The following is a 19,464-nucleotide window of genomic DNA, read 5'->3' as shown; positions in this document are numbered from 1 at the left end:
GACCTGCTCAGGTGTGTCTAGCTGCCCTCGCGCCAGGCCTGCCACAGCCGGGCGTAACCGCCGCCCAGGGCGACGAGTTCGTCGTGGGTTCCCTGCTCCACCACGCGGCCGGCGTCCAGCACGGCGATCCGGTCGGCCGCCATCGCCTGTGTCAGGCGGTGCGCCACGAAGAGCGTGGTCCTGCCCGCGCAGGCGGCCGTCACGGCGCGCTCCAGCTCGGCGGCGCCCTCGCTGCCCGCTTCCGCGGTCGACTCGTCGAGCACCACCACGGGGGCCCGTCCCAGCACGAGCCGGGCCAGGGCGATCTGGGCGACCTTGGTGCCGTCCAGCCGCTCCCCGCCCTCCCCGACCTGGGTGGCGAGCCCGTCGGGCAGGTTCTCGACCCACTCGTGGGCGCCGACCGTCCGCAGCGCGTCGGCGAGTTCTGTGTCGTCGGCCCCGGGCGCGGCGAGCCGCAGGTCGTCGGCGAGCGATCCGGAGAAGACGTGCGTCTCCTGCGTCAGGATGCTGACCAGTGCCCGCGCCCCGGCCTCGTCGAGACCGGCGAGGTCCTGCGAGCCGATGCGCACCGATCCGGACTCCGGGGTGCCGATGCCGGCGATCAGCGCCGCCAGCGTCGACTTGCCGGCGCCCGTCGCGCCCACCAGGGCCAGCGAGCCGCCGGACGGGATCGTCAGGTCGACGTCCAGGAGCACCGGGCTCTCGGTGTCCGGGTAACGGTAGGTCAGCCCCCGGACGGTGACCGGGTACGGCGTGGCCCGCGCCTTCGTCACGGAGTCGTCGCCGACCAGCCGGGACTCCGCGGTCTCCCCCAGCACTCCGACCAGACGGGTCAGGCTCGCGCCCGACTTCTGCGCCTCGTCGAATGTGAACATGATGGCGCCCAGCGGTGTGAACAGCCGGTGGAACATGAGCGGGGCGGCCGACACCTCGCCCAGGGTGGCGGCGTCGCCCTCCAGGAGGGCGTATCCCACCACGAGGATGAGGACCAGGCCGATGAACTCGGCGCGGTTCTCCCGGCCCACGAAGCGGCCGAAGAAGCGGAAGACCTCGACGCCGAGGTCCCGCACCCGCCAGGACTCCGCGGTGACCTTCTCGCGGACGGCGCCCTCCAGGCGGTAGGCCCGGACGGTGTCGATGCCGTTCAGTCCGCTGATCAGTGCCTGCGCACGGTCGGCCTGGGCCACCCGCTGCTCGCGGTAGAGCGGGGCGGACCTGGGCAGGTACCAGCGGAGGGCGAGGGCGTAGGCGGGCAGCGCACCGGCGCCGGCCAGGCCGAGCCGCCAGTCCAGCCCGAACATGCCGACGGTGGCGATGGCGACGAGGACCCCGGCGGTGAACACCGTGGGGATCGCGCTGCGGATGCCCCGGGACAGCACGGCCACGTCGTCGCCGACCCGGGACAGCACGTCCCCTCTGCCGACCTGCTCGATCCGGGCGCTCGGCATGCCCAGTACGGCGCGCACCGCGTTCTCGCGCAGCCGTGCGAGCAGATCCGCACCCAGCCGTCCGATCAGGTACGTCGACAGGGCCGTCGCCGCCGCGCCGAACAGCGCGGCGGCACCCAGGAGGACGCCGACCGTGACGAGGGCGGAGCCCGACGCACCGTCGACCACTCCGTCGACGACCTGTCCGAGCAGCAGGACGGGAAGCACCTGGAGTGCCGCCCCGGCCACCGTCGTCAGCACGGTGGCCGCGGTCAGCCAGGGGATCTCACGGCAGTGCGCCGCGACCCATCCTGCGGCCTCTCTCCCGGACGCGGTGCGCAGGGCCTCCGGAGCGGGGCGCGTGTCCGTGGTGCTCACGCGCCGGCCGGAAGGAGCGGGGCCGTGGCCGGGGCGGTGGCCGTCACTGGTCGACCGACTTGACGAGCTCGTCGATCGCGTACGGCAGCGAGAGCAGCGTGCCCTGGGACATGGCGGCGCCGACCGCGGGGCCCTCGCTGTCCAGGAGGTAGGAGACCTTGCCGTTCTTCGCCGCGTCGAGGTTGGCGAAGAGCCTGAACTTCTTCAGGGCCTCCGTGTCCGCCTTGTCGTTGATGACGAAGATGCGGTCGACGTCGACGAGGTCGATGCGCTCGGGCGAGAGCTGTGTGTAGAACTTCCCGCCGGCGACCTCGTCGATCTTCGTGGCGCCCTTGAATCCGATGCCCGTCACGAGCCGGCCGCGTACGTCGGTCGTGGTGAAGGGTGCGACGGAGTCCTCGTACCAGGACAGGGCGACCGCGGTCTGGTCCGCGAACTCCGGGTGCGCCGCCTTGGCGGCGTCGAGCTTGCCCTGGATGCCCTTGACCAGCTCGGCGCCCTCGGCCTCCTTGCCGAGCGCCTTGGCGATGTGGACCGCGTTGTCCTGCCAGGGTGCGCTGAAGGGCTCCTTCTCGGCCTTCGTGCGTCCCACGGTGGGGGCGATCCTGGAGAGCTTGTCGTATGCCGCCTGGTCGACCTCGGAGTAGACCGCGATGATCAGGTCCGGCCGAAGGGCCGCGATCTTCTCGTAGTTGGGGCCCGTGTCGCCGTTGCTCATGACGACCTCCGGGCGGGTGTCGCCCCACTTGTCCTTCACCCAGGGCCACTGGGTGTTGATGTCGGGCGACTTGCCCGCCGGGTTCGGGTACTGGTCGACCATGCCGACCGGCTTGATGCCGAGGGCGAGGATCGCCTGGTCGTCGGTGTAGCCGACGGACACGACCCGCTTGGGGGCCTTGGTGACCTTCGTCGATCCGAACGCGTGCTCCACGGTGACCGGGAACGCGCCGGTGGCGGCGGACGGGGCGCTGTCGCTCTTCGTGTCCTCGGAGTCGGAGCCGCATCCCGTGAGGAGAGCGGCGCCGAGAACCGCCGCCAGCAGTACGGCCGCCGGCCGACGTCCTGGCTTCGTAAGAGTCGTTCTGTGGAGAAGCATCCCGGATCCCTTTGCTTTCACGCCGCCGACCGCCCCCCGTGTGAGGGCAGCCAAACCTTACCTTGAAGCAGGAAGGTAAGCCTAGCCTAACCTTGCCATGAACCGTCACGCGCCCCCTAGTTGAGCTGCACGTGGACGTGGGCGCGGCCGATCGGCACGATGAGCGGGCGGTCCCCCACCGGATCGTCGATCACCATGGCCCGCAGCCCGAACGCCTCGTACAGCAGCTCCGCCGTGATCACGTCGCGCGGATGACCCTGCGCGAGGATCTCGCCCTCCCGCATCACCACGAGGTTGTCGCTGTAGCGCGTGGCCAGATTGAGGTCGTGCAGCACCATGACCACGGTGCACCCCGACTCGTGCAGATCGTCGACCAGATCCAGCACGTCCATGGCGTGCGCCAGGTCCAGATACGTCGTCGGCTCGTCCAGCAGCAGCAGGTCGGTCCCCTGGGCGAGCGTCATGGAGATCCACACCCGCTGGCGCTGGCCTCCGGACAGCGAGTCCACCGGCCGGTCGGCCAGGTCGGACACGCCCGTCATGGCCAGCGCGCGCTCGACGACGTCGGCGTCGTCCGACGACCACTGGCGCAACCAGCTCTGGTGCGGATGCCGTCCCCGCGCGACGAGGTCGGCGACCGTCAGGCCCTCGGGCGCGACGGGTGCCTGTGGAAGCAGTCCGAGCTTCTTCGCCACGTCCCTGGTCCTCAGTCCGGCGATGTCCTCGCCGTCCAGCACGACCGCCCCCCTGGCCGGCTTGAGCAGCCGCGTCAGGGTGCGCAACAGGGTCGACTTGCCGCAGCCGTTGGGTCCGATGATCGTGGTGACCACGCCCGGCGGGATGGCCACGTCCAGCCCGTCCATCACCGTCCGCGCGCCGTATCCGACCGTGATGCCCCTGGCGGCCAGCCGTGCCGTGCCGTCGGCGCCCGCCCCCTCACCGGTGATCCTCTCAGCGGCCACCCGTGTCCCTCCGTCTCGCATGCTTGACCCTTCCGTGAGCTATCTGAGGTTGGCCCGCACGAGCAGGAAGACGAGGAAGGGGCCGCCGATCGCGGCGGTGACCACGCCCACGGGGAGGGCCATCGGCAGCGCCGTACGCGCCGTCAGGTCCGCGCCGGTCAGCAGCAGCGCGCCGACCAGCCCCGAGGCGATCATCGGCGGCGTCGGGTGCCGCACCAGGCGCATCGCCACCTGGGGCGCCACCAGTGCGACGAAGGGCACCGGGCCGGCCGCGCTCACCGCCACGGCTGCCAGGAGCACCGCGCACAGAAGCAGGACGGCCCGCACCCGGGAGTACCGGACGCCGAGGCCCGCGGCCACGTCGTCGCCGAGGTGCAGGGGCTTGAACTGGAAGGCGGCGCACGCCACGATGGCCATGAGGGCGAGCGTCGACCAGAGCGCCACCCCGACCTCGCCCCACGACCGGTTGTCCAGGGAGCCGACCAGCCACGCCTGGGCCCGCGCCACGTCCCGGATGTCGGCGGTGGACAGCAGCCAGGTCGTGACCGCCTCCGTCACCGCGCTCACCGAGATGCCGATGAGGACGAGCCGGAAGCCGTCGATCCCCCGACGCCACGCCAGGAAGTACACCAGCAGCCCCGCGCCCAGGCCCCCGGCGAGCGCCGCGGCGGACACGCCCACGGAACCCACGACCGCGGCCGCCGTACCGCCCGACACCGTCACCAGGAACACCGCGACCGCCCCGGCCCCGCCGGTGATGCCCAGGATGTCGGGACTGGCCAGCGGATTGCGGGCGATGGACTGCGTGATGGCCCCGGACACCCCGAGCGCGGTCCCGACGACGAGACCGGCCAGCGCGCGCGGCATCCGCAGGTCCATGATGACGAACTCGTCGACCTGCTCGCCCCGGCCGGCGATCGTCGCGATCACCCGGTCGAGCCCGAGGGGGAAGTCGCCCACGCTGATGGACAGGCAGAACACCAGGAAGGTCGCCACCGCCAGGAGCAGCGTGACGCCGACCATCCAGGGGCGCCATACGAACGACAGGCCGCCGAGCCGCACGCCCGGCGTCACCGCCGGCTTCACCGCTGTCCCGTTCACGCGTTCCTGAACTTTCCCCGCCACACCAGGACGGCGAAGAAGGGGGCTCCGAGGAGGGACACGACGACACCCGCGTCCAACTCGCCGGGGCGCACGACCAGTCGGCCCACGATGTCACAGACGAGCAGGATCACCGCGCCGAGCAGACCGGCGTACGGCACCAGCCACCGGTAGTCCGGACCCGTCAGGTACCGGGCCACGTGGGCCACCATGAGCCCGAGGAACGCGATGGGGCCGCAGGCCGCCGTCGCCGCGCCCGCCAGCAGCGTGACGGCGACGATGCCGGCGGTCCTGCTCAGTGCGATGTTCACGCCGAGTCCGCGTGCCACGTCGGCGCCGAGGTTCAGCAGGTTGAGCGAGGGGAGGGTGGCGAGAGCCGTCACGAGGCCCGCCGCGACGAACCCCGTGACCGGCCAGATGACGTCGAATCCGACTCCGGCCACCGAGCCCGAGTTCCAGAACCTCAGGACGTTCAGGGACTTCAGGTCGGAGAGTGCGACCGCCATGGTCATGGCCGCGAGGAACACCGTGACGCCCTGCCCGGCGAGCGCGAGCGTCAGGGGGTTGCCGGCGCCTCTGCCGATGCTCGCCAGGCCGAACACGACGACGCCCGCGGCGCCGGCTCCCAGGAAGGCGAACCAGACGTACTGGAAGGGGTCGGAGAAGCCGAAGAGCGCGATCACCGACACCACGGCGAAGGACGCCCCGGTGTTCACCCCGAGCAGCCCGGTGTCGGCGATCGGATTGCGTGTGTACCCCTGGATCAGGGCCCCCGAGACCCCCAGCGCGATGCCCGCGACGATCGCGAGGACCGTCCGCGGCACCCGCACGGTCTGCACGATGAGCCGGATCTCGGTGAGTCCGCGGTCGGGGTCCGGTGCCGCGAACAGGCCGTGCCAGACCTCGGCGGGGCTGAGCGCCCGCGCCCCGACGGCCAGCGACACCGCGCAGGTGGCGACGAGAACCGCCGCCAGGACGACGGCGCCCCCAACCCGGCGCCGCTGGGCCCCTGTTGCACCCTTCGGCGCGGCTCGCTCCACTGCAGTCGTGCTCATGTCGACGTACGTTATCCCTTTGATCCATCGGTGGACGCACGCGCCCGGCGCCCACGCGGTCCGGGCGGAGGTCCGCCGCCGGCGGGGCGGCCGGTGGCGGACCCGTGCCCGCTAGCGGGCGCTCGTACCGGGGACCGGACGCGCCTCGTCGGAGGCCGCCTTGACGCCCCGGTCGAGCAGCGAGTCCAGGATCTCCCCGACCCGGATCGCGATGTTGGACAGCAGGGCGGAGGTGATGCCGTGCGTGTGCTCCGTGCCGCCCTGGAGGTATATGCCGCAGCGCAGTTCGGGGTCCGTCGCGATGCGGTAGTCGCGCTCGACACGGACCCGGCCCTCGTCGTCGCGGAGGCAGCGGTCCGCCACGTCGCCGAGGAGGGCGACCGGGTCGACGGGGCTGTAGCCGGTGGCGAACACCACCACGTCGGCGTCCAGGACGGTCTCCTCGCCCGTGACGAGGGACTTCACGGTGGCCCGGGCCTTCTCCGGCGTCTCCTCGACGGCGACGAGCCGGGACACGTTGAGGAAGCGCAGCCGCTCGGTGCCGAGGACCTTCTCCTGGTACATCTGCCGGTAGAGGTCATCGATGAGATCGATGTCGACCACGGAGTAGTTGGTGTTGCCGTGGTAGTCCATCAGTCTGCGCTTGACGTCCTGGGGGGCCTCGTAGAACTCGTCGACGGCCCCCGGGTCGAAGATCCGGTTGGCGAAGCTGCTGTCGTCGGCGGGGCTGTAGCCGTACCGGCTGAAGACCGCGCAGACCTCGGCGTCGGGGAAGCGGCGGTGCAGGTACGCGACGTTCTCGGCGGCGCTCTGCCCCGCGCCCACGACGACGAACCGGGACGGTGAGGCCCCCTCCAGCTCGCCGACCCGCGTCAGGAGCTCGGAGTTGTGCCACACCCGGTCGCCGCGCTCGATGCCCCCGGGCACGAGCGGGCGCAGTCCGGTGCCGATGACGAGGTTGCGGGCCCGGTGGACGGCGAGCCCCTCCGCCGAGCGGACGGTCACGTCCAGGTACTCCACGGCCCCGTCCCGGACGAACGGCGTGACGCCGACGACCTCGTGGCCGTAGGAGACCATGTCGTCGACCTTGGCCGCGGCCCATTCGAGGTAGTCGTGGAACTCCACCCGCAGGGGGAAGAGGTTCTTGTGGTTGATGAAGTCGACCAGCCGGTCCTTGCTCTTCAGGTACGAGAGGAAGCTGAACTCGCTGGTCGGGTTCCTGAGTGTGACCAGGTCCTTGAGGAAGGACACCTGCATCGTCGCGTCGTCGATCAGCATGCCGCGGTGCCAGCCGAAGCGGGGCTGCTGTTCGAAGAAGTGGGCGGTGACCGTCTCGTGCGGGCCGGTGCGCGCGTTGTGCTCGTTGAGCGCGATGGCCATGGCCACATTGGACGGCCCGAAACCGATGCCGATGAGGTCGTGGACCGGTCGGATGTCGCCGGGCTGAACCTGTGACATGTCACTCCCATTCGTGCGGGGCAGGCGCCTGTCAGGCGTGGGGGATCGAGCAAGACCTGGGCGCGCCGATGGAGCGGCCCGCTGAAACTTAGGTGAGCCTAAGCTAATCTTGCGGAGCTGTCGATAGGGCGGCCGAAAGCGGGCGCCGCTCAACTGGGCGACATCGCGACCCCGTTGCAAAGTTAGGCAAGGCTCGCTTTACTGGGCACTGATCAGCCCCTGCTCTGAGGAGGAACCCCATGCGGGTCGTCATGTTCGGATACCAGACCTGGGGCCACCGCACCCTGCAAGCCCTCCTGGACTCCGAGCACGACGTGGTGATGGTCGTGACGCATCCCAAGAGCGAGCACGCGTACGAGAAGATCTGGAGCGACTCCGTCGCCGACCTCGCCGAGGAGCACGGCGTCCCGGTACTGATCCGCAACCGCCCCGACGACGAGGAGTTGTTCGAGCGCCTCCAGGAGGCGGACCCGGACATCATCGTGGCCAACAACTGGCGCACCTGGATCCCGCCGCGCATCTTCGCCCTCCCGCGCCACGGCACGCTGAACATCCACGACTCGCTGCTCCCGAAGTACGCCGGTTTCTCGCCGCTGATCTGGGCCCTGATCAACGGCGAGCCCGAGGTGGGCGTGACCGCGCACATGATGAACGACGAGCTCGACGCCGGCGACATCGTCCGGCAGGAGGCGGTGCGGGTCGGTCCGAAGGACACGACCACCGACCTGTTCCACAAGACGGTCGACCTGATCGGTCCCGTCACCACCGGCGCACTCGACCTGATCGCCTCGGGACGGACCGACTTCACCAAGCAGGACCGCTCCCGGGCGAGCTTCTTCCACAAGCGGTCCGACGAGGACATCCGCATCGACTGGAACTGGCCGGCCGAGGACCTCGAACGCCTGATCCGCGCGCAGTCCGAGCCGTACCCGAGCGCTTTCACCTTCCACCGCGGCAAGCGGCTCGAGGTGCTCGCCGCCGTGGTGTCCGAGGGGCGCTACGGCGGCACGCCCGGGCGCATCTTCTACCGCGAGGGTGAGGGTGTGGCGATCGTCGCGGGAGCGGACGCCCGCACCGGACGCAACCACGGCCTGGCCATCACGCGGGTGCGCACCGAGGACGGCCGGGAACTGGGCGCCACGGAGTACTTCACCTCCATGGGCGGCTACCTGACCGGCCGCCCCTGAACGAACGGCCGCGGTCCACCGTCCGGAGCGTGTCACGCCCCGGACCGGCGCGCGGAGACGGCCCCGGGGGGGGGGGGGGCCCGGGGGGGGGGGGGCCCCCGGGGGGGGGGGGGGCCCGCGCCGCGGGGGGCCGGGGCCACCGGGGGTCGAGCGCCCCGGCGGGGGGCGCCGCCCCCCCCGCCGCCCCGCGCCCCCCCCCCCCCCCGCCGCCCCCCCCCCCCCCCGCCCCCCCCGCCGCCGGCCCCCCCCCCCCCCCCGGGGCCCGCGGCGGTTCTCAGCCCGCGTACGCGGCGAGAACCCGGGTGAAGTCCCACGGCTGCTGGGAGACACCCGAGCAGGTGTCGGCCCCGCCGCCGGTGCAGGGCCGGTCCCGGTTGACGGACCAGAACGTCAGCCGAGCGATGTGGCGCTGCTGGGCGTAGGCGAGGATGGTGCGGAAGTCGGCCACGGTGACCGTCTCCCCGTTGTCCGTGATGCCGTTCATCGAGGAGATCCCGGTGTGCCGGTAGGCCTGGTCGTCCGAGTACCCGTAGGCGTTCTTGACCGCGGTCTTCAGGCCTTCGGCGGCACGGACGGTGAGGGTGCCCATGTTCTGGCCGGCGCCGCCGAAGTTGAACGGCATGATGGTCCAGCTGTCCACGGTGAGCCCGGAGGCCGCGGCCTTGCTGATGAGACTGTTGTCCGGGCCGTTCTGGCCCGTGCCGAAGGTCACGTACAGCTTGATTCCGGGGTTGTTGGCCCGGACGGTCTTCAGCGCGTCCACCGTGCGCTGCTGGACGACCGGACTGTCGTACGCCGCCGCCTCGATGTCGATGTCGATCGCCTTGAGACCGTAGGCGTTGATGACCTTCTGGTACGCCGAGGCCAGTTCACCGGCGCTGGAGCACGAGCTCTCCAGCTTGTTGCCGCTCCAGCCCCCGAAGGACGGGATGACGTCACCGCCCGCGGCGCGCACGGTGTTCACCGTCTGCTGGTCGACGCCGCCGGTCAGCGGCCGTCCCCCGTCCCACTGGGGGTTGCAGTAGCCGTTGCTGAGGACGAAGGCGAGGGTGAACCACTTGACGCCGGTCGCGTTCATGACGGTGGTGGGGCTGGGCGGGCTGCCCCAGCCGTTGTAGAGGTACGGTGCCACCGCCATGGCTCCGGGCCCCGGGGTCTCGCCGCCGCCGGCGGCGGGCGCCGTCCACTTCTGGTTGGCGGAGCCGGTGCAGGTCCAGATCTGCAGCCGCGTGCCGTTGGCGCTGCTTCCGCCCGTCACGTCCAGACACTTGTTCGCCTGCGGGTTCACGATGTCCCGGGCCGCCGGCGTCGCCCACTGCTGCGCCGCCGAACCATTGCAGTCCCACAACTGCACCTTCGTACCGTCCGCGGTGCCCGCCGACGCCACATCCAGACACTTGCCCAGCGCACGGATCGTCCCGTCGGCACCCACCGTCCACTGCTGCGCCGCCGAACCGTTGCAGTCGTACAACTGCACCGCGGTACCGTTCACCGCCGAACCGGCCGCCACATCCACACACTTGCCCGCCAGACCGGTGATCTGTCCGGTGGCCGCGGCGGCCCCGCTCGCGGGTGTGGCGGTCAGACCGGTCAGGATCGCCGCAGTCGCGGCCACCGTGCTCAGCAGGCCCCGCACCAGCGGTCTCGCGAAGGGTGTCGTGGTCATCGGGTCACCGTCCACTTCTGGTTGGCGGAGCCGGTGCAGGTCCAGATCTGCAGCCGCGTGCCGTTGGCGCTGCTTCCGCCCGTCACGTCCAGACACTTGTTCGCCTGCGGGTTCACGATGTCCCGGGCCGCCGGCGTCGCCCACTGCTGCGCCGCCGAACCATTGCAGTCCCACAACTGCACCTTCGTACCGTCCGCGGTGCCCGCCGACGCCACATCCAGACACTTGCCCAGCGCACGGATCGTCCCGTCGGCACCCACCGTCCACTGCTGCGCCGCCGAACCGTTGCAGTCGTACAACTGCACCGCGGTACCGTTCACCGCCGAACCGGCCGCCACATCCACACACTTGCCCGCCAGACCGGTGATGGGGCCGCCACCGCCCGGCTGTCCGCCGTCGGAGGTCACGCGGACGTAGTCGACGAGGAGCTGCTGCGGGAAGACGGTGCTTCCGTCGGGGTCGCCCGGCCAGTAGCCGCCGACGGCGAGGTTCAGGATGACGAAGAACGGCTTGTTGAAGACCCACTGCTTCCCGCCCAGGTCGGCGGGGGTGCGCCGCTGGTAGACGGTGCCGTCGACGGACCAGGTGATCGCGTTCGGGCTCCAGTCGACCGCGAAGGTGTGGAACGCGTCGGCGAAGGCCTGCCCGCCCGGCAGGGAGTACCCGGCGCCGATGCCCGCGCTTCCGGAGTAGCCGGGGCCGTGCAGGGTGCCGTGGACCGTGCCGGGTTCGTAGCCGACGTTCTCCATGATGTCGATCTCACCGCTGTTGGGCCAGCCCACGTCGCCGATGTCGCTGCCCAGCATCCAGAAGGCGGGCCAGATGCCCTGCCCGCGCGGGATCTTCATCCTGGCCTCGACGCGGCCGTAGGTGGTGGTGAACTTGCCGGACGTGTTCAGTCGGGCCGAGGTGTACTCGCACCGCCCGTACCAGCACTGGTAGTTGCCGGGGTTCTCCTTGCGTGCGGTGATGACGAGATTGCCCTGGCCGTCGAGCGTGGCGTTGCGGTTCCCGGCGGTGTAGTACTGCCGCTCGTGGTTGTTGACGTTGTCGCCGGTCTCGACCTGCCACTTGCCGCCGTCGACGGCCGATCCGGCGGGCCCGTCGAAGTCGTCGGAGAACGTGACGGCGGCCGCGGCGGCGGCGGCGGTGTCGGCGGTCTGCACGGCGGAGCTGGTCGCAGGGGCGGGCGCGCTCTGCGCCAGTCCGGTGGACAGGGTGGCGAGGCCGAGCGTCATGACGAGGGACAGGATCAGGTGCCGAGGCAAGCGTGGGGATCTCATGCCTCTCCCTTCGGGGGAGGTGACGTACTGACACGAACATGTCAGTTCCGGGCGGGCGGGAGGGTGCGGCCCTCCCGCCTGGACGGGGGGAGGGTGCGGGGAAGCACTTAGTTCACATCGTGATTTAAGAAATGAACGCTGCCCCTGTCAAGGCTTTGGTATAGACCGGAGAAGGGTGCACCTCGTGGAGTCGGGGCCGGTGGCTGAAAGGGCCGGGGCACCGGTCGGCCGCGCCTCGCCGTCGTGGAGGGCGGAGGGGCAACCGCCCTCTCGCCCTCGGGGGCGGGATACGGGCCCCGCACCGCGCCGGACCGCCCCCCGCACGGTTGGCTCATTCTCGACCCGCGTCGGACGCCCGCCCTCGCACGGGCTCCCGTGCCTCCCGCTACTGACCGCCGGGCACGGCCGTTCCGGCCCGCGTCGCGTCCGCGCCCCAGCTGGCCAGCAGGCGCAAGGCCTCCGCCGAGTCCGACTCCGGCTCGGCGTGATAGGTGACCATCGACTGTTCGGCGTCGTCGGGCAGCATGAACGTCTCGAACGAGAGTGACAGGTCGCCCACCAGCGGATGGCACAGCCGCTTCACGCCGTGGCTCTTCTCCTTGACGTCGTGCCGGGCCCACAGCCGCCGGAAGTCCTGGCTCTTCACGGACAGTTCACCGACCAGGGCGGAGAGCCGGGCGTCGTCGGGCCGGCAGCCCGCGTCCATGCGCAGATAGGCGACGATGTCCGACGCCTTCTGGTCCCATTCCACGAAGAGGTCGCGGTAGTCGGGCTTCAGGAACACCAGACGCGCCCAGTTGCGCTCCTGCGCGGGCAGTTCCGACCAGTCGCCGAAGACGGCGGCGGCCATCCGGTTCCAGGCGAGGATCTCCGCACGGCGCCCGACGACGTACGCCGGCACACCCTCCATGCTGTCGAGCAGCCGGCACAGGGCGCCGCGCGCACGCTGCTGCTGCCGCGCCGAGGGCTTCTTCCTGTGCCTCCTCGGCTCCGCGAGGTGCGACAGGTGCGCGCTCTCGGCGTCCGTCAGCCTCAGGGCGGACGCGATCGCGTCCAGGATCTCCGCGGAGACGTTCTGTCCGTTGCCCTGTTCGAGCCGCGTGTAGTACGCCACGGAGACACCGGCCAGCTGGGCCAGTTCCTCTCGGCGCAGCCCGGGAACCCTGCGGTGCCGCCCGAAGTCGGGGAGCCCCACGTCGTCCGGCTTCAGCCGGGCGCGGCGGCTGCGGAGGAATTCGCTGAGCTCGGCGCGCCGGTCGAGGGCGGGCCCCGCCCCTTCACCGGGAGCGCCGCCCTGGGGCCGCAGGTCGGATTCGGGCTGGTCGTCCATGCGTCCCAGTATCCACGGACGTACGACCGTCATCCTGACCCCGCCAGTAGTAGGACCACTGGTCGTACGCAGAACCGTGGGCTGGGTGAAGTGCGCGAGCCGGGGCAGGCTTGACCCGTGCCCGGACCCGAAGGCCGCCGGGCACAGGACCACTCCCTAGGAGAACTCCGGCATGACCACTGTCCCTGCGTACGCCGCCCCCTCCGCGAAGGCTCCGCTGGAGCGCACCACCATCGAGCGTCGCGCGGTCGGCGAGTTCGACGTCCTGATCGACATCAAGTTCGCCGGCATCTGCCACTCGGACATCCACCAGGCCCGCGACGGCTGGCACGAGGGCATCTTCCCGATGGTGCCGGGCCACGAGATCGCCGGCATCGTCACCGAGACCGGACCCGGCGTCACGAAGTTCGCCGTGGGCGACCGCGTCGGCGTCGGCTGCATGGTCGACTCCTGCCGCGAATGCGACAACTGCAAGGCCGGCCTGGAGCAGTACTGCCTCGAAGGCAACACGGGCACCTACAACGCCCTGGACAAGAACGGTGACCCCACCTACGGGGGCTACTCCACCCACATCGTCGTCGACGAGAACTACACCGTCCGCATCCCCGAGGGCCTGGCCCTGGACGAGGCCGCGCCGCTGCTGTGCGCGGGCATCACCACCTACTCCCCGCTGAAGCACTGGAAGGCGGGCCCGGGCAAGAAGGTCGCCGTCGTGGGCATGGGCGGCCTCGGGCACGTGGGTGTCAAGATCGCGCACGCGCTCGGCGCCGAGGTCACCGTGCTCTCACAGACCCTGAAGAAGCGGGACGACGGTCTGAAGCTGGGCGCGGACCACTACTACGCGACCGGCGACCCGAAGACCTTCGAGGACCTGGCCGGCACGTTCGACGTCATCCTGAACACGGTGTCGGCGCCGCTGAACATCGACGCCTACCTCTCCCTCCTGCGGACGGACGGCGCGCTGGTGAACGTCGGCGCTCCGGAGGAGCCGGTCTCCCTCAACGTGTTCTCGCTGCTCGGGGGCCGCAAGTCCTTCTCGGGCTCGGGCATCGGCGGCATCCGGGAGACGCAGGAGATGCTGGACTTCTGCGCCGAGCACGGATTCGGCGCGGAGATCGAGCTGATCGCCGCCTCGGAGATCAACGAGGCGTACGAGCGTGTGCTGAACAGTGATGTGCGGTACCGGTTCGTGATCGACACCGCCACGATCTGACGGACGGGCGGGCGAGCACGCACGGCCCGCACCGCGAAGCGCGGACGCCTCCCCGGCGGAGTCCCGCCGGGGAGGCGTCCGGCACTCACCCCGCGTCCGTGCGGGCGCCGTCCGCCTCCTCGATGGCCGCCGGGCGCAGCTGGGCCGCGCGGACGCGGCCGACGTCCAGCTTGGTGCCGCGGTCGAAGCGGTAGATGCCGTTCTGCTCCTGGAAGACGTCCGTCAGCTGGGTGTAGCAGTAGCCGAACATCGCGGGATCGCCGAGCAGCACACCGGTGAGCCCGCTGAAGCGGGCGTGGAACTCATCCTCGTCGCGGACGCGTTCCCCGTAGCCCCAGGAGGCGGTGCGGTCCTCGCCGGACTGGGCCGCGGCCGCCTCGGGGTCCCACCAGATCCCGCCGAACTCGCTGACGAAGTAGGGCTGTCCGCGGTACGGCTGCGAGTAGGCGTTGCCGTTCTCGTAGGCGTTGACGAAGGGCCGGTCCTCGGCCAGCCCCGCCATGAGCTTCCCGAAGGCGGCGGGGTCCTGCTCGTAGCTGTGGGAGTCGTAGACGTCGGTCTCGGCGACCCGGTGGGCGTAGCCGGACGCGTCGATCACCGGACGGGTGGTGTCCATCGCCTTGGTGGCGAGGAACATCGCCCGGGTGACGGCGTCGAGCTGGGTGATGCGGTCGTGCAGCTTCTGGTACGTCTCGTTGAGGGGGCACCAGCCGACGATCGAGGGGTGCGAGTAGTCGCGCTCCACGGCTTCGAGCCACTGCCCGACGTACGAGGCGTCCGGCTGCTGGTTGTCGCCCGACGAGCCCCCCGTCTCGCAGCCCCAGTCCCCGAACTCGCCCCACACGAGGTAGCCGAGCCGGTCCGCGTGGTAGAGGAAGCGCTCCTCGAAGACCTTCTGGTGCAGCCGGGCCCCGTTGAAGCCGGCCTCCATGGACAGCTCGATGTCACGCACCAGCGCCTCGTCGGTCGGGGCCGTCATCAGCCCGTCGGGGTACCACCCCTGGTCGAGCACGAGCCGCTGGAAGAGCGGGCGTCCGTTGAGGGTGACGGCCTTGCCGCGCATGCCGACCGCGCGCAGGCCCGCGTAGCTCTCCACCCGGTCGAGCACCTCGCCCGATGCGTCGACGAGTTCGAGGACCAGTCCGTAGAGGTGGGGGTCCTCCGGGCCCCACTCGCGGCGCCGGGCGGCCGGCACGGGGAGGTGCAGGCGGGGGGCGAGATCGAGGTCGGCCCGCACCTCGGCGCGTCCCACCTCCCCGTCGGCGTCGGTGAGGACGGCACGGACGAGGTGGCCCGGCCGGTTGCCGGAGAGGGGCAGCTCGACGTGGAACGCGGAGCCGGCGAGGTCGGGGGTGATCCGCGGGCGCCGGAGGTGCGTCTCGGACACCGGCTCGGCCCAGACGGTCTGCCAGATACCGGTCACACGCGTGTAGTTGCAGTCGTGGTTGGCGTACTGGACGGCCTGCTTGCCGCGCGCCTGCGGGCCGGAGCGGGGGTCTCGGGCCCTGACGGTGACGACCACGTCCTCGCCGCTGCCCGCGATGTCCCCGAGGTCCGCGGTGAACGGCGTGAAGCCGCCCCGGTGCCGCGCGACCTCGGTGCCGTCGGCCCACACGGTCGTGTCGTAGTCGACGGCGCCGAAGTGCAGGAGCACGCGCCGGCCCGCCCAGGACGGGGGCAGGGAGAGAGTCCGCCGGTACCACACGGCCTCCAGGAAGTCCGTCTCCCCGATGCCGGAGAGTTCGGACTCCGGCGGGAACGGGACGAGGATCTCCCGCTCCAGCTCACGCGTCAGCAGGCCGCGTTCCAGCCCGCTGTCCCCCTGGTCCGTCTCGAACTGCCAGACACCGTTCAGGTTCAGCCAGTCGCTGCGGACGAACTGCGGACGGGGGTACTCCGGGCGGGGTGCGGGGTGAGTGGACACACGTGCTCCAGTCGTTCGGCGGGGCGGCGGGGAGCCGCTCCCGGTGGTACGGAGGGGGTGGGGCGGGGTCGCGCGGTCAGGAACCGCCGAGACCCGTGGTGGCGACCGAGTCGACGATGCGCCGCTGGAAGAGGAGGAAGACCGCGATCAGCGGCAGAGCGGCCAGCAGGGCGGAGGCCATGCCCTGCGCGTACTGGATGCCGAAGGCGTCCTTGACGGTGGCCAGGCCGACCGGCAGCGTCATCAGGTCGGGGTCGTTGGTGACGATGAAGGGCCACATGAAGTTGTTCCAGGCCCCGATGAAGACGAAGATCGCCACGGCGGCCACGATCGGCCGGGACAGGGGCAGCACGATCGACGTGAAGACCCGGAGTTCGGACGCGCCGTCGATGCGGGCCGCGTCCTCCAGCTCGCGCGGGATGGCGTCGAAGAACCGCTTGAGGATGAACACCATCATCGGCGCGACGACCTGGGGCAGGATCACGGCCGCGTAGGTGTCCACGAGGTCGAAGAGGAGCATCTGCTTGAAGAGCGGCACCACGAGCAGCTGGGGCGGAACCATGATCGCGGCGACGGTGACCGCGAGGAGGACCTTCCTGCCGCGGAAGGTCCCACGGGCCAGCCCGTAGGCGGCCAGGGTGGAAACGCCCACGGTGAGGAGCGTGACGAGCCCCGCGATCAGGAAGCTGTTGAACGCCCAGAGCACGACGTTGCCACGCTCCAGGATCTGTTCGTACGACCCGAGGGTGAGTGCGCCCTTGAACGGTGACAGGCCGGGGGTGGAGACGTCCTGTTCGCTCTGCAGCGAGGTGGCGACCGCCCAGACGAACGGCACGAGCCAGACGGCGGCGAGGACGGCGAGCGCGGCCCCGGCCAGCACGCGCGGGGTGCGTCCGTGCCCCAGGAGCAGCGGTGAACCCGTCGCTCCGCGCGGTGGACGACGGCGCCGGCGGGGTGCGGTGGCGGCGACGGACATGGTCAGCCCTCCTTGCGGAAGAAGCGGAGCTGCGCGATGGAGACGATGATCACGAGCGCGAAGAAGAGGTAGGAGACCGCCGAGGCGTAGCCCAGCCGGTAGCCCGTGAACCCGATGTCGTAGACGTATTCGAGGACCGGCCTGGTGGATCCGTTGGGGCCGCCCTTGGTGAGGATGTAGATCTGGTCGAACACCTTGAGCGAGGCGAGGACCTGGAGCATGCCGACCAGCACGGTGGTCCGGCGCAGCTGGGGCAGGGTGATCGACCACAGGCGGCGCCAGGCGCCGGCGCCGTCGAGCGCCGCGGCCTCGTCGTAGGTCTCCGGCAGGGACTGCAGTGCGGCGAGGTAGAGCAGGAAGTTGAAGCCCACCGTCCACCAGACGGTGACGGCGGCGACGGACCACATGGCGACGGCTTCGTCGGACAGCCAGCCGACCGGCTCCATCCCGAGCCTGCCGAGCAGCTGGTTCCCCAGCCCCAGGTCCGGCTGGTAGAGCCAGGTCCAGATCAGGGTCACCACGGTGACGGGAAGCAGGTACGGCGCGAAGAAGGCCAGCCGCCAGACCCACTGCCCCGCCAGGCCGCTGTGCACCAGGAGCGCCATGGCCAGGGCCACCAGGACGAGCGGCACGGACGAGAGGGCGGTGAAGAGGGCCGTGTTGCCGAGACTGCTCCAGACGTCGGGGTCGCCGAACGCCTCGGTGTAGTTGTCGAACCCGACGAAGCTCGTGTCACGGAGTGCGAGCGAGGTGTCGGTGAAGCTCATCCAGAGGCCGTGCACGACCGGCCACACGAGGAAGAGCGCGAAGACGGTCAGGAAGGGCAGGACGAAGAGCAGTCCGTTGCCCGGCCGGCTGCCGCCCGGAGCCCCGGGGCCGTCGGGCCCGGGGGAGGACGTGCCGGCGGGCACGCCGGCACCTATGGGTGCGGTGGTGGTCACGGGATGACTCCTTCGGCTCTCGGTCAGGCCACCGGGTTGGGCTGCCGCAGCAGCGAGTCCGCTTCACGGACCATCTGGCGCACCGCCTTCTCGGCGGTGGTGTTGCCCAGCAGGGCCGCCTGGAGCGGCTGGCACATCCGGTTCTGGAAGTTCGATCCCGCGCCGACGAACCAGTTCGGCGGGTCGAGCACGGCGACCTCGCCGGCGTCGGCGTACGACGACTGCGGTTTCAGGGCGGCGTACTCCGGCTCGGCGAGCACCGGCTGGTACGCGGGGATGTGGCCGGCGCTCGCCCAGGTCAGGCTCTGCTTGACGATCTGCGCGATGTAGCGGTGTGCTTCGCGTCGCCGGTCCGGATCGGGATCCTTCTGGTGCGGGAGGACGAAGCTGTGCGAGTCCGTGTAGACGGCCGGACGCTCGAAGACCTGGGGGAAGGGCGCGGCGCCCAGCGGGACACCGGACTTCTTCAGGGTCGGCAGCTCCCATTCCCCGAGCATGACCATGCCGCCGCGGCCGGCCGCGAAGTTGGCGATCGCGCCGTTGTAGTCGAGGTTGTTGGGATTCGTCCTGCCGTCGAAGAGCTGCTGCATGAAGTCCACGACCCGCACGGCCGCGTCGACGTCGATCTGGGGCGGGCCGCCGTCCGGCAGGGTGAAGGCGGCCCCGGTCTGCGCGTAGAGAGCGGCGAACTGCCGCCAGTTCTGCGCCGTGTCGGTGACGTGGCCGAAGAGGATGCCCGCTTCGCCCGTGGCTTCGGCGAGCGCCTTGCCGGCGTCCAGCAGTGCCTGCGGCGAACCCATGGGCGCGAGGGCACCGTCCGAGTCGAGGAGTCCGGCCTTGTCCGCCGCCTCGCTGTCGTAGAAGACGATGAAGGGGTGCACGTCCAGCGGTATCGCGTACACCGTCCCCGCGTGCTGGGTCCTGGACCACACGGCGGGCGTGAAGTCCTTCTCCGCCACGCCGAACTCGGCGAGCTGGTCGAGGTCGAAGGGGTCGAGCAGTCCTCCGGGGGCGTAGCCGGCCAGCCGGGAGAGGTGCAGGACGGCGACGTCCGAGGCCCTGCCTCCGGCCGCCGACATGGCGAGCTTCGTGTAGTAGGACGGGCCCCAGTCGAGGATGGTCCGGTCGACCGAGAAGCCGTCGGGACCGGCGGACACGGCTTCGATCATCTCGTCCATCAGCATGCCGTCACCGCCCTGGAAGAGGTCCCAGACGCTCAGGTCGGAGGCACCGGACGCGGAGGCGGGCGAGGCGCAGCCCGCGAGCGGGCCCGTCGCCAGCAACGCGCCGGCGCCCGCGAGTCCGGAACGCAGGATCCCGCGTCGGGTGACACCGTGCGCCGGGCCCGGTGCGGTCGCGTGGCGCACCGGGCGGGCGGGGAACGAAGAACTCATCGCGGACCTTTCGACGGCCGGACGTCCATGCCGGACCGGCGGTGGACCCCCGGCTCAAGGGGCCCACCGCAGA

General features: G+C 71.0%; 15 protein-coding genes. 2 read left to right on the top strand and 13 right to left on the bottom strand.

What is annotated here, in order from left to right; genetic code table 11:
- Nucleotides 1–17: 17 nt before the first annotated feature.
- From ACFYY2_RS29445 to ACFYY2_RS29420, 6 genes are all read right to left on the bottom strand, one after another.
- Nucleotides 18–1,805 carry an ABC transporter ATP-binding protein gene (locus tag ACFYY2_RS29445; protein ID WP_388748569.1) on the bottom strand — a complete coding sequence of 596 codons (1,788 nt, stop codon included), beginning with the start codon at nt 1,803–1,805 and terminating at the stop codon, nt 18–20.
- 43 nt (nt 1,806–1,848) lie between these two features.
- Nucleotides 1,849–2,901, bottom strand: coding sequence for an iron-siderophore ABC transporter substrate-binding protein (locus ACFYY2_RS29440; protein WP_388748567.1), 1,053 nt, complete (start codon nt 2,899–2,901; stop codon nt 1,849–1,851).
- Between the two features lie 116 nt (nt 2,902–3,017).
- A complete protein-coding gene (locus ACFYY2_RS29435; RefSeq protein WP_388748565.1) occupies nt 3,018–3,863 on the bottom strand; it encodes an ABC transporter ATP-binding protein in 846 nt (281 codons plus the stop codon).
- 39 nt (nt 3,864–3,902) lie between these two features.
- Entirely contained in the window at nt 3,903–4,964 is a 1,062-nt protein-coding gene (locus ACFYY2_RS29430) for a FecCD family ABC transporter permease (protein ID WP_388748563.1), read from the bottom strand.
- On the bottom strand, nt 4,961–6,019 hold the full coding sequence (locus ACFYY2_RS29425) for a FecCD family ABC transporter permease (RefSeq protein WP_388748561.1): 1,059 nt from the start codon (nt 6,017–6,019) through the stop codon (nt 4,961–4,963). Before ACFYY2_RS29425 ends, ACFYY2_RS29430 begins: the two co-directional genes overlap by 4 nt.
- Before the next feature lie 111 nt (nt 6,020–6,130).
- The gene (locus tag ACFYY2_RS29420; protein WP_388748559.1) at nt 6,131–7,477 is read right to left on the bottom strand and encodes a lysine N(6)-hydroxylase/L-ornithine N(5)-oxygenase family protein; all 1,347 of its coding nucleotides are present in this window, start codon (nt 7,475–7,477) and stop codon (nt 6,131–6,133) included.
- Between the two features lie 239 nt (nt 7,478–7,716).
- Between ACFYY2_RS29420 and ACFYY2_RS29415 the strand changes: the two genes are divergently transcribed.
- Nucleotides 7,717–8,664: a methionyl-tRNA formyltransferase gene (locus ACFYY2_RS29415; protein ID WP_388748557.1), complete on the top strand. Its 948-nt coding sequence runs from the start codon at nt 7,717–7,719 to the stop codon at nt 8,662–8,664.
- 274 nt (nt 8,665–8,938) lie between these two features.
- Here ACFYY2_RS29415 and ACFYY2_RS29410 read toward each other — a convergent pair whose 3' ends face one another.
- From ACFYY2_RS29410 to ACFYY2_RS29400, 3 genes are all read right to left on the bottom strand, one after another.
- A complete protein-coding gene (locus ACFYY2_RS29410) occupies nt 8,939–10,330 on the bottom strand; it encodes a lectin (RefSeq protein WP_388748555.1) in 1,392 nt (463 codons plus the stop codon).
- Nucleotides 10,327–11,613: a lectin gene (locus tag ACFYY2_RS29405; RefSeq protein WP_388748553.1), complete on the bottom strand. Its 1,287-nt coding sequence runs from the start codon at nt 11,611–11,613 to the stop codon at nt 10,327–10,329. The genes ACFYY2_RS29410 and ACFYY2_RS29405 overlap by 4 nt, the downstream gene beginning before the upstream one ends.
- Before the next feature lie 385 nt (nt 11,614–11,998).
- Entirely contained in the window at nt 11,999–12,943 is a 945-nt protein-coding gene (locus ACFYY2_RS29400; RefSeq protein WP_388748551.1) for a helix-turn-helix domain-containing protein, read from the bottom strand.
- A 172-nt stretch (nt 12,944–13,115) separates the two neighbouring features.
- On the opposite strand from ACFYY2_RS29400, the gene ACFYY2_RS29395 reads away from it, so the two are divergent.
- Nucleotides 13,116–14,156 carry an NAD(P)-dependent alcohol dehydrogenase gene (locus ACFYY2_RS29395; RefSeq protein WP_388748549.1) on the top strand — a complete coding sequence of 347 codons (1,041 nt, stop codon included), beginning with the start codon at nt 13,116–13,118 and terminating at the stop codon, nt 14,154–14,156.
- Between the two features lie 85 nt (nt 14,157–14,241).
- On the opposite strand, the gene ACFYY2_RS29390 is transcribed toward ACFYY2_RS29395, so the two are convergent.
- The 4 genes from ACFYY2_RS29390 to ACFYY2_RS29375 all read right to left on the bottom strand — a co-directional run bounded on the left by ACFYY2_RS29390 (nt 14,242) and on the right by ACFYY2_RS29375 (nt 19,391).
- Entirely contained in the window at nt 14,242–16,080 is a 1,839-nt protein-coding gene (locus ACFYY2_RS29390; protein WP_388748547.1) for a glycoside hydrolase family 2 protein, read from the bottom strand.
- A gap of 76 nt (nt 16,081–16,156) precedes the next feature.
- On the bottom strand, nt 16,157–17,056 hold the full coding sequence (locus ACFYY2_RS29385; protein ID WP_388748545.1) for a carbohydrate ABC transporter permease: 900 nt from the start codon (nt 17,054–17,056) through the stop codon (nt 16,157–16,159).
- A gap of 2 nt (nt 17,057–17,058) precedes the next feature.
- Complete coding sequence (locus ACFYY2_RS29380) at nt 17,059–17,997, bottom strand: carbohydrate ABC transporter permease (RefSeq protein ID WP_388748543.1); 939 nt, start codon at nt 17,995–17,997, stop codon at nt 17,059–17,061.
- Nucleotides 17,998–18,020: 23 nt separating this feature from the next.
- Complete coding sequence (locus tag ACFYY2_RS29375) at nt 18,021–19,391, bottom strand: extracellular solute-binding protein (protein WP_388748541.1); 1,371 nt, start codon at nt 19,389–19,391, stop codon at nt 18,021–18,023.
- Nucleotides 19,392–19,464: the final 73 nt, after the last annotated feature.

It is taken from the genome of Streptomyces sp. NPDC001822, assembly GCF_042892135.1.
Lineage (GTDB): Bacteria > Actinomycetota > Actinomycetes > Streptomycetales > Streptomycetaceae > Streptomyces.
Note: the sequence above shows the minus strand (reverse complement) of the source record. Positions and strands in the feature narration are given on the sequence as shown.